This is a genomic window from Mycobacterium sp. NPDC051804, from assembly GCF_044452905.1.
Taxonomy (GTDB): Bacteria; Actinomycetota; Actinomycetes; order Mycobacteriales; family Mycobacteriaceae; genus Mycobacterium.
Genome location: NZ_JBITCD010000001.1, coordinates 82,211 through 92,077, shown reverse-complemented (window position 1 = coordinate 92,077; position 9,867 = coordinate 82,211). Strand labels below are relative to the sequence as shown.

At 67.3% G+C, this 9,867-nt stretch carries 7 protein-coding genes; 1 reads left to right on the top strand and 6 read right to left on the bottom strand.

Annotated elements, in window-relative coordinates:
* Positions 1-139: 139 nt before the first annotated feature.
* Genes ACIA48_RS00485 through ACIA48_RS00460 form a run of 6 tightly spaced genes read right to left on the bottom strand, consistent with a single transcriptional unit; the run spans position 140 to position 9,336 of the window.
* Positions 140-3,355 carry an arabinosyltransferase domain-containing protein gene (locus ACIA48_RS00485; protein ID WP_396726502.1) on the bottom strand — a complete coding sequence of 1,072 codons (3,216 nt, stop codon included), beginning with the start codon at positions 3,353-3,355 and terminating at the stop codon, positions 140-142.
* Between the two features lie 11 nt (positions 3,356-3,366).
* Positions 3,367-5,247 (bottom strand): galactan 5-O-arabinofuranosyltransferase, encoded by a 1,881-nt coding sequence (locus tag ACIA48_RS00480; RefSeq protein WP_396726500.1) that lies wholly within the window; start codon positions 5,245-5,247, stop codon positions 3,367-3,369.
* A gap of 2 nt (positions 5,248-5,249) precedes the next feature.
* The gene (locus tag ACIA48_RS00475; protein ID WP_396726497.1) at positions 5,250-6,032 is read right to left on the bottom strand and encodes a decaprenylphospho-beta-D-erythro-pentofuranosid-2-ulose 2-reductase; all 783 of its coding nucleotides are present in this window, start codon (positions 6,030-6,032) and stop codon (positions 5,250-5,252) included.
* A complete protein-coding gene (locus ACIA48_RS00470) occupies positions 6,033-7,433 on the bottom strand; it encodes an FAD-binding protein (protein WP_396726494.1) in 1,401 nt (466 codons plus the stop codon). It lies immediately after the preceding gene.
* A 46-nt stretch (positions 7,434-7,479) separates the two neighbouring features.
* Complete coding sequence (locus ACIA48_RS00465) at positions 7,480-7,893, bottom strand: GtrA family protein (RefSeq protein ID WP_396726491.1); 414 nt, start codon at positions 7,891-7,893, stop codon at positions 7,480-7,482.
* Between the two features lie 24 nt (positions 7,894-7,917).
* A complete protein-coding gene (locus tag ACIA48_RS00460; RefSeq protein ID WP_396726488.1) occupies positions 7,918-9,336 on the bottom strand; it encodes a PLP-dependent aminotransferase family protein in 1,419 nt (472 codons plus the stop codon).
* A 49-nt stretch (positions 9,337-9,385) separates the two neighbouring features.
* Here ACIA48_RS00460 and ACIA48_RS00455 point away from each other — a divergent pair, with 49 nt between their 5' ends.
* Entirely contained in the window at positions 9,386-9,856 is a 471-nt protein-coding gene (locus tag ACIA48_RS00455) for a carboxymuconolactone decarboxylase family protein (protein ID WP_396726485.1), read from the top strand.
* Positions 9,857-9,867: the final 11 nt, after the last annotated feature.

The following is a 9,867-nucleotide window of genomic DNA, read 5'->3' as shown; positions in this document are numbered from 1 at the left end:
CGATGGTAGGCGACGTGGCTGGCCGCGCCGACCATGCGGGGCCGTGCGGAGGTCGATGAGTGAATGGCGGCTACTGCGCTGTTGTAACCACATGGCGTGATCCGGGCCGGATTTTCGCCGTGCGGTTACGACAGCGCTGTCAGGACAGTCGCAGCGGTGCCGGGCTCCACAGCCCGCTGCGCGTGGCCGTTCCCAGCTCCAACCTCGCCGGCTCGGCATTCGGGTACCACGGTGTCAGCTGCTGCAGTGCACCCCAGTCGCGGAACCAGTCGTCCTTCAGATAACTGGGCACAGTGGTGGCCCGCACCAGTAGTTCGGTGATCCCCAGCGGACCACCGCCGAGGTAGTCCATCACCGGTGAGTTCGCCTCGGCGCCGAACCGGTCGGGCAGGATCCGCCACTTCGGCACCTCGGTGACGCCGTACTGGTGGGCGAACGGGCGCTGACACGGGAACGCGAGGCCAACCAGCCAGTCCAGCAGCACCGGATCCTGGGTGCCCACGACGTCCTGCAGCGTGCGCAGTTGCGGAATGCGCGGCGGGGTCAGTGCGATCCAGTGCTGCGAGTTGAGATCGTCGTCCTTCGCGACCAGCCGTACCTGGGTGGCGTCGTCGGGGATGGCGGCCATCGGAGCGCGCAGGTTGCGCCAGGCCGGCACCGCGCCGACGTCGGCGAAGCCGATCCCGCCGCCCGGCTCGTCCGCCTCTGCCTGTGCGTCGTTCGCCCACTGCAGCGTGACCTCGCCTGGATCGAAGCGGCCGGCGGCGGCGACGACGAGCAAGGGACCGGCGTCGTCCCGAGACGGCAGTCGGTACCACGCCGAACGTAGTTCTGCGGGCTGCTGGGTGCCGCTGCGCCAGCTGCCCAGCACCGGGGTGGTGGCCGGGTCGAGGCCGTAGGGCAGGCGGGCGCGTGAGCCGTTGACGCCCGCGGCGGCGGTGGTGCCACCCTCGGTGCCCGCCTCGCCGGCGGTCTCCTCGGCTTCGGGGGTATCGGCGAAATTGGACGCCGTGCCCGGACCGGAATTCACCTCGTCAGCCGACACGTCAGATGGAATTCCGTTGGGGCCGAAGCCTTCCGCGGTCACCGCACCCAGCGCGTCACCGACAGGCGTGTCGACCGGCCGCAGCATGGCGGTGTTCGGATCCTGCTCGACGAGCACGTCCTCGGCCATCCCGCAGGTCTTACCCGCTACCGCTTCGAGGTTGGATCGGCCGACACTCCAGGCCGGATACTGGTCGACCATCGCCAGCGTCAGCGACGCCACCTCGAACACGACCAGCACCCACGTCGCAATCGCCAACGGCGACTGGATGATCCGCTGCCAGCGGGTCGGTGGACCCGGCGGCGACACATCTCGTCCCGAGAAGTGGAACCATGCCGCCAGCAGCAGCGCGACGACCGAGAGTCCGAGCAAGAAGGTGGTGAAACCGAACTTCCACTCCGGGAACTCATTGCTCCACGGCACCCCGAAGTTGGAGACGTACCACCACCCGTTGACAGTCGCGAACGACAGGGCCATCACGAACAGCACCGCGGCGGCGAACACCGAACGGTTGCGCCGAGAGCGCATTGCGGCCGCGGTGACGGCCACCGCCGCCAGCGCGCCAAGGGATCCGGCCAACCCGGCGAACACCCCGAAGTGATGCGTCCACTTGGTCGGGGTGAACATCAGCGCCAGGAACGAGATCACCGTGATGCCGATGATGCGACGGCTGGGGCCGAGCGCGGTCCCCGGAATCCGGTACTTGCGCAACGACATCGCGACCGACACCGCAAGCGTCAGCAACAGGGTGAGCACCGCGAATCGGCGAGCGACGGAACCGTCCGGGCTGGTGGTGAACAGGCGCTCGTAGCGGATGTGTTCGTCGAACCAGCTCAGACTCGGGCCCACCGCCGACTTGAACGTGCTGGCCTGCAGCTCGCTGACCAGCGTCTGGTCGCGGAAGATCAGGAAGATCGTCACCGTGCACGCCGCGAGGATCGGGGCGAGCAGCGCCAGATATCCGAAACGCGAAGTATGCGCGGCCACAATGGTTTTCAGCGGGCCGACCGCGACGAGCAGGGCACCGACCGCGGCGATACCCGTGGGCCCCGAGAACAACGTGAGCGCACCGATGATGATCGCGATGGCCACTGGAAGCAGCCTGCTGGTGGCCACCCCCCGTTCCACCGAGCACCACGTGAGCAGGATGCCGAGCGCGATGATGGGTTCGGGACGTAAGCCGTTGTTCAGCGGCAACCAGAACGCCAGGAACAAGCCCGCCGCCGTCCACGCCGCAGCCTGGCTGGTCTTGACGGCCTGGCCCAGTCGCGGCAGTACTTCCCGACTGATCACCCACCAGCACGCCAGCGCCATCGCCAAAGTGGGCAGCCGCATCCAGACGCTGTTGGTGCTGACGTGGGCCCACAGGGCCAAGAGGTCGTAGTACCAGCCGAACGGTGCCTCGGGGGTGCCGAACCACCGGTAATAGTTCGCCATGTAGCCGGCGTGCTCAGACACCCGCGCCATCGTGAGGATGTAGCCGTCGTCGGCGGTGTTGGCGCCGACGAAGTGCCACCACACCAGCACCGCGGTGACCACGCCGTCCAACGGTTTGACCGACCACCATCGCGGCGGCAGGAATCGTTTGACCGATCGGCCGTCGGCGGTGTCCAGCACGTGCAGGGCGCCGAGCGAGACGAGCGTCATCGCCACCCCGACGATCATCGCCAGCAGCTTCAGCAGCGTCGGGGAGCTGCTGTAACGGGTGTCCAGCGTCGCCGAGAACTGCAGTCCGGGCGGCGCCGGACCGGACAGGTCGGTGAAGACGCCGACGATCTGCGGGCGGAAGTCGTAGCCACCGCGCTCACCGCGCAAGGGTGCACCGGGATCGTCAGAATTGGGCGCTTTCTCCAGACCGACGAATTCGCCCGTCACCTTGTCAGCCTGGGCGGTGAACGTCAGCTCCTGGCACGCAGGGCTGAGCACCTGGTTCAGCGGTGCGCTCACCACCGGGGTGTTGCGGACGATGACGAGCAGGTCGTTGTTGACCCGCTCGATGAGCAGACCGCGGTCGATCGCCTTGGGCGCCTGCTTGGGCACCGTCGACAACAGCACGGTGCGGCCGCGGTTCTGCGGTCCGGCAAGGCCCGCCGCGGCGCTGCAGGGCACGGTGATCGTCAGGTCGGTCGCGACGTATCCGATCAGCGGTGCGTCGACGCTTTGCAGCACCCCGTTCTGCGGCCAGTTGAGCTGCGCGGTGGTCTGTGTCACCGGTAGCAGGGGGGTGGCGATCGCGAGCGCCGCTCCGACCAAACCGGCGACAACGGCGATGAGCCGTGCAGCCCGGTGGTTACTCCCGGCGGCGGTCACGGGGAGTGATCTTAATTGGGCAGCCGAATGGCCAGCACGAACGGCCCGATCTCGGACACGTCGAAGCGCGGATCGTCGAACAGTGCCTCGTCGAGTGCGACGTGGTAGCGCCGCACGTTGGGCTGGTTGGGATAGACGTCCGACGCCAGCCGCAAGGTGTAGGTGTCGTCGGCGCCGCGGCGCATCAGGAAGACGTCAGGCGCCTTCCACGGCAGCGCGTCGAGGCTCTCGATGAACTGGTCGGCGTCGGTCAGCGTGGCCCAGCCCTCGATGGCGTCGGCACGCTTCTCGAATTGGGCGAGCGGGTTGGCGTAGTGCGACGTCAGCCCCTGGAAACCGTAGTAGGGGTAATAGGACAGGAAGCTGTAGTCCGCGGTGAGTACGACGGTCTCGTCGCGTGGGCGGCCCGTCACCTCGCCGATCCTGGCGTCGATCTCGCGGTAATAGCGCTCGGCGCCCGGGGGGCGTCGGTCGGCCCGCTGGCCGTAGCCGTCGGTGTCGGTGTAGGCGACGACGATGTCGGACCGTAGGACGTCGGGAATGTCCTGGGCGAAGGTCAGCGCGCCGACGGTGCCGAGCGCTGCTGCGGCGGCGACGACGCGCTTGGCCGTTTCGGGCTGGTATCGGTGGGCGATCGCGAGACTGACTTCGATGAAGCCGAAGGCGCCCGCCGCGGCCAGCAGCACGGTCAGCGGCGGCTGCAAGCGGAACGACAACAGGGTGGTGCCGACGAGCGTGGTGAGCATCGACAGCAGGGACCACGCGTAGACGGCGAGCACCCCGACGGTCAGTGCGCCCGCGCGGGTCGACGAACGGGCCCGCCACACCAGCCACAGCGTGCCGAGCATGCACAGCGCACCGAGCAGGGTGAAGCGCAGCATCGGGAACTCGAGATTCGCACCCGCTTCCGGCAGGTAGTGCATCGCGGTGCCGGACTCGGCGGGCGTGCCCTTGCTTGCGGCCAGCAGCCATGGGCCGAGACCGATCAGCCACATGGCGGCCGAGATCACCGCGATGACAAGCAATCTGAGCAGCGGATTGAAAGAGCGGCGCGCGGCGGCGAGGACGAACGCCATGATCGCCAGCGTGAACGCGGCATAGCCGAGCAGCAACGAGTAGAACAGCGCCGCGACGCCGAGGAACACACCGGTCGCGATGACGGCCGCCCAGCCGCTCCGCGTTCTCCCGCCCGCCTCCCGATCACGTGTCCCGCCGCGCAGCCCCGACCACGCCAGCACGAAGACCGGCGGCAGCAGCACGGTGATGACGGCGGCGTACGGCTCGGCGGGTGAGTACGCCAGCGTGGCCGCGGCGGTCGCGGTCGTCACGACGAGCGCGTACTCGAAGCGAATCATCGCGGCCCACAACACGAATGCCAACGCGATCGCGACGGTGATCGAGATGATCGCCCAGGGTTTGAACATCTCCCACGCCGGCGTCCCGCTCAGCGCGGCCATGCGGCCGCCGATCCAGAACCAGCCGGGCGGGTAGAACGGCGGCAGACCCTGGTAGGTCATGTCGTGCAGCGCGGGGCTGTCGGCCAGCCGGGTGAGGTACTCGGTGCGGAACTGTTGGTCAACGGAGATGCCGAACAGGTAGAGCTTCGTCGCGCCCAGCGGCATCGCGAGCGTCACCACCGAGAACGCGGACAGGAACAGCACCGTCCCGAGCCGGGCCAGCACGCGTCGACCCCGCCGCCAGAGAAGCCCACACGCGAACAGTCCAGCCAGACAGACGAATTGGCCGACTGTCGTCAGCGCGTGCAGCTGGTTCGACGAGTTGTAGGCGGGCCACTCCACCCGCGCGATCGCGACGAGGGACACCGCGGTAACGGTCACGGCAATGATGACCGCCACGGCCATCTGGCCCAGGGTGGCCAGCGCGCCCCGCATGTCTAGATCGGCAACTTGCGCATGATGTTGCGCGGGATGTGCCGGATCACCATCATCACGTACCTGAATGCTCCTGGCGCCCAGATCAGTTCCTTGCCCTTGGCCGACGCCGCGACCGCCAGTTCGGCGACATCTTCCTTGTCGACGGTGAACGGGGCTTCCTTGGCACCGGTGGCCTTCCAGTGCGCGATCGTGGTGCCCGTGCGCACCTGGCCAGGCCTGATCACCAGCACGCGAACACCGAACTCGCGCAGCGCTTCTCCTAGTCCAAGGTAGAAGCCGTCGAGACCGGCCTTGGTCGATCCGTAGACGAAGTTCGAGCGCCGCACCCGCTCACCGGCGGCCGAGCTCATCGCGATGATCCGGCCGAAGCCCTGCGCGCGCATCTTCTCGCCGAGGAGCACGCCGACGGAAACCGCGGCGGTGTAGTTGATCTCGGCGATCTGCACTGCCTTGCGCTGGTTCTGCCACAGTTCCTCGGCGTCGCCCAGCAAGCCGAACGCCACGATGGCCACGTCGACATCCCCACCCGCGAAGGCCGCGTCTATCACCTTGGGGTGGCTCTCGGTGTCGACACCGTCGAAGTCGATCCACTCGACGGACTTCGCTCCGGCGGCCTCCATCTGGGTGATGGCGTCGTCGCGCTTCGGGTGTCCGGCGAGGTCGGCCAGGATGATGCGGGCCTTGGCGTTGCGCAGGTAGCGCTCACAGATCGCCAGCCCGATCTCGGAGGTACCTCCGAACAGCAGGATGGTCTGGGGATTACCGGTGGCATCAAGAACCATTTACAGCAGCTCCAAGCGTCGGGCCATATCGGATGCGAACACGCCGTTCGGATCGGCCTTGCGGCGCAACGCGATCCACTCGTCGATGCGCGGATACATCTTGTGGAACCTCTCCGCGGTGACACGGGAGTCTTTCGCGGTGTAGACGCGCCCGCCGAACTCCATCACACGGTCGTCGAGTTCGTTGAGGAATTCGTTGACTCCGGCCTTGTTGGGGAAGTCCATGGCGACGTTCCAGCCTGCCATCGGGAAGCTCAGCGGTGCACGGTTTCCCGGGCCGAACAGCTTGAACACGTTCAGCGCCGAGTACTGCCCTCGGGTCTGGATCCAGCGGATGATCGCCTTGAATTCCTCGAGCGCATCGGGCGGCACCAGGAACTGATGCTGAGCGAAACCCGCTGGGCCGTAAGCGTTATTCCATCCGCCGACCAGGTCGAGCATGTGGTAGAACTGCGACAAGTTCATGATCTTGCCGCTGTAGGTGCCGCCGAGACGGTAGTAGACCTCCCCGATCGCCATGAACGACAGTTTGTTCATCGCGCTGATCGGGAAGACGTTGGGCACCGTGAGCAGTTGCGGTGCATCGAATTTCAGCGGATTCTTTGCCAGCTTGGGCGGCAACTGGTCCAGGGTCGCGAGGCTGCCCCGGCTGACCGCGGCGCGGCCGAGTTTGGGCGGCGGGCTGATGAGGTCGAACCAGGCGCTGGAGTAGGTGTAGTTGTCCTCGCTGCCGTCTTGGTGGACGGCGATGGTCTCGTCGAGGTCCTTGGTGGCTACGCCGTCGGCGATGAAGTAGGCGGTTTCGGTGCGCGTCATGGCGATTCGGGCACGCACCACAATGCCGGTCAGACCATTGCCACCGACAGTGCCCCAGAACAACTCGCTTTCCGGTCCGTCTGGCGTGAGGGTGCGAACTTCGCCGTCGGCCATCAGCAGGTCCATCGACTGCACGTGGTTGCCGAAGCTGCCCGCGCTGTGGTGGTTCTTGCCGTGGATGTCGGAGGCGATGGCGCCGCCGACGGTGACCTGCCGGGTGCCGGGCAGCACCGGTACCCACAGCCCGAACGGCAGTGCCGCCTTCATCAGCTGGTCGAGGCTGACCCCGGCATCGACGTCGGCGACCGCGGTTTCCGCGCTGATCGAATGGATGCGGTTCAGCGCGGTCATGTCGATCACCAGGCCGCCGCCGTTGCACGCCTGGTCGCCGTAGGACCGGCCGAGGCCGCGCGCGAGCACGCCGCGACGCAGGAATGCCGGGCTCGACGCACTCGGATCGTTGGCCTCACGGACCGCAGTGGCGATCAGTTCGACGTCGGGGGTGGACAGCACCTGAGCGACCGACGGTGCGGTGCGCCCGAACCCGGTCAGGGCGCGCGAGGTCGTCGGAAGGTTGTCGAACATCGTGACGAGGGTACCGTGCGGGTCGTTTCGGCCCGGCGCCTGAAACTCAGCGCAACCTGAAGATGACGGCCCGCTGTACGACGAAGTTGATGACCGTCGCGGTGCCCTGCGCGATGACGAACGCGACCACGACCGCGGTCGGCGTGTAGTCCAGCAGCTCAAGGAACAGGTGGTTCAGCCCCACCTGGACGACGAAGGTCGTGATGTACAGCGCCCACACCGCGGCCAGTCGTGCTGTGCTGGGCGGCGCCTGGAAGGTCCACCGCCGGTTGAGCAGGTATGCCGTCGTGGTGCCCGCGATCCAGCCGATGACCTTGGCCAGGTCGGGCTGCAAACCGGCGCCCTTGTAGAGGAGGACGTAGAGGCCGAAATCGACGATTGCGCTGAAGCCACCGGTGACGATGAAGCGCCAGATCTGCGTACCGAGACTCAGGTCGGGTCGCAACGGGGGCTCGGTCACCCGGGCAGCTTAGCCACCAACCGCTCAGCCACCGACTCCGCTGGCGTTCAGCACGGCGCGCAACGCGTCGAGGGCAGCGGGGAACGCGTGGTCGGCCGGAGTGCCGAACCCGACGACGAGCCCGTCGGGACGCGGGACGTCGGGCCCGGCTTGCGGGTGACGCATGATCGCGAGCCCCTGCAGCCCGATGCCGGCCTCCCCTGCGCGTTGCAGCACTTCGTGTTCGGTGCCGTCGGGCAGCGTGAGGGTCAGGTTCAGTCCGGCGTCGAGCCCGCGGATCTCGATGTCGGCGTGCGACAGCGCCTGCACGACGAGATCGCGGCGCCGCCGGTAGCGCATACGCATGCGGCGGATGTGCTTGTCGTAGCCGCCGCTGGTGATGAACTCGGCCATCGTCAGCTGGGCGATGCCATCCACGTAGAACTGGGACCCGCCCTCGGCTTCGACGACGGCGTCCACGAGGTCGGTCGGCAGCACCATCCAGCCCAGCCGGAGCACGGGCGACAGACTCTTGCTGGCGGACCCCAGATAGACGACGCGTTCGGGACTCAGCGCCTGCAGCGCGCCGACCGGCTGGCGGTCGTAGCGGAACTCGCCGTCGTAGTCGTCGTCCATGACGTAGCCGTCGGTGCGTTGGGCCCACTCGACGACGGCGGTGCGCCGCGACGGATGCAGCGGCATCCCGTAGGGATTGTGATGGGCCGGGGTGAGGAGCACCGCAGGCACGTCGAGCTGGTCGAGCTCGGCGACCATCGCGCCGCGTTCGTCGAGACCTATTGGGACGGTTGAGATTCCCATCGCTTGCAGTGCATCTCTGAATACGAAGAGCCCGTAGGCCTCGACCGCGATGGGGCGTTGGGTCCCGAAGACGCGGCCCATGAGTTCCACGGCATGCCGCACGCCGGCACAGATGACGATCGACTCCGGTGAGGTCCGAACGCCGCGCACGCGCGCGAGATAGTCGGCGAGCGCGTCGCGCAGTTCGGGCCTGCCGCGCGGATCGCCCATGCGCAGCGACTCGGTGGGGGCGTTGGTGAGTGCACGTCGGGTGGCGGCCGCCCACTCGCTGCGCGGGAACTCCGCGACGTCGGGGTTGCCGGGCATCAGGTTGTGTGTGGGCGTGACCCTGATGCCTCGCGGACGGGCGGGACGTTGGGCGCCACCGGTGTTGACGACCCAGGTGCCCGCGCCTTGTCGCGACGCGAGCCAACCTTCGGCGACCAGTTCGGCGTACGCCTCGGCGACGGTGTTGCGGGCCAATCCGAGGTCGGTGGCCAAGGACCGGGACGGTGGGAGCATGGTTCCGGCGGCCAGTCGGCCGGACCGAACGGCGTCGCGCAGTGCGGTGAGCAGCAGTTCCCTGGCGCCTCGCGCGCCGGGGGTGATGGTTTCGCGCAGGTCCAGATGGAGGTCACGTCTGCCGGGATTGGCCCACGAAATCATGGATGAAGTTAACCATGTACATGGGATTTTCGGCACTAGCGTTGATGCCATGACAACGACATTGGAAACCTCAGAATCCGTACAACGAATCAAGATCTACAACACATCGCCGGAGCTCTACGACGCGATGATGGCGCTGAGCACTGCGGCGGCCAAGGACCTCGATGTCGAGCTCGGAGAGCTCATCAAGATCCGGGCGTCGCAGATCAACCATTGCGCGTTCTGCCTCGACATGCACACGCGGGATGCGCGCAAGCATGGCGTGAGCACGCAGAAGCTCGATGTTCTGGCGGCGTGGCAAGAGGCGGATTCCCTGTTCTCCGAACGCGAGCGCGCGGCGTTGGCGCTGACCGAGGCGATCACCGAACTCGGCGACGGCCATGTCCCCGACGACGTCTACCAGCGGGCGGCGGAGGTGTTCTCCGACCGCGAGCTCGGACAGGTGATCGCGATGGCGGTGACCATCAATGCGTGGAACCGCATCAACGTCGCCGTCCGCATTCAGCCGCCCACTCGGTAATACGGTCGAGG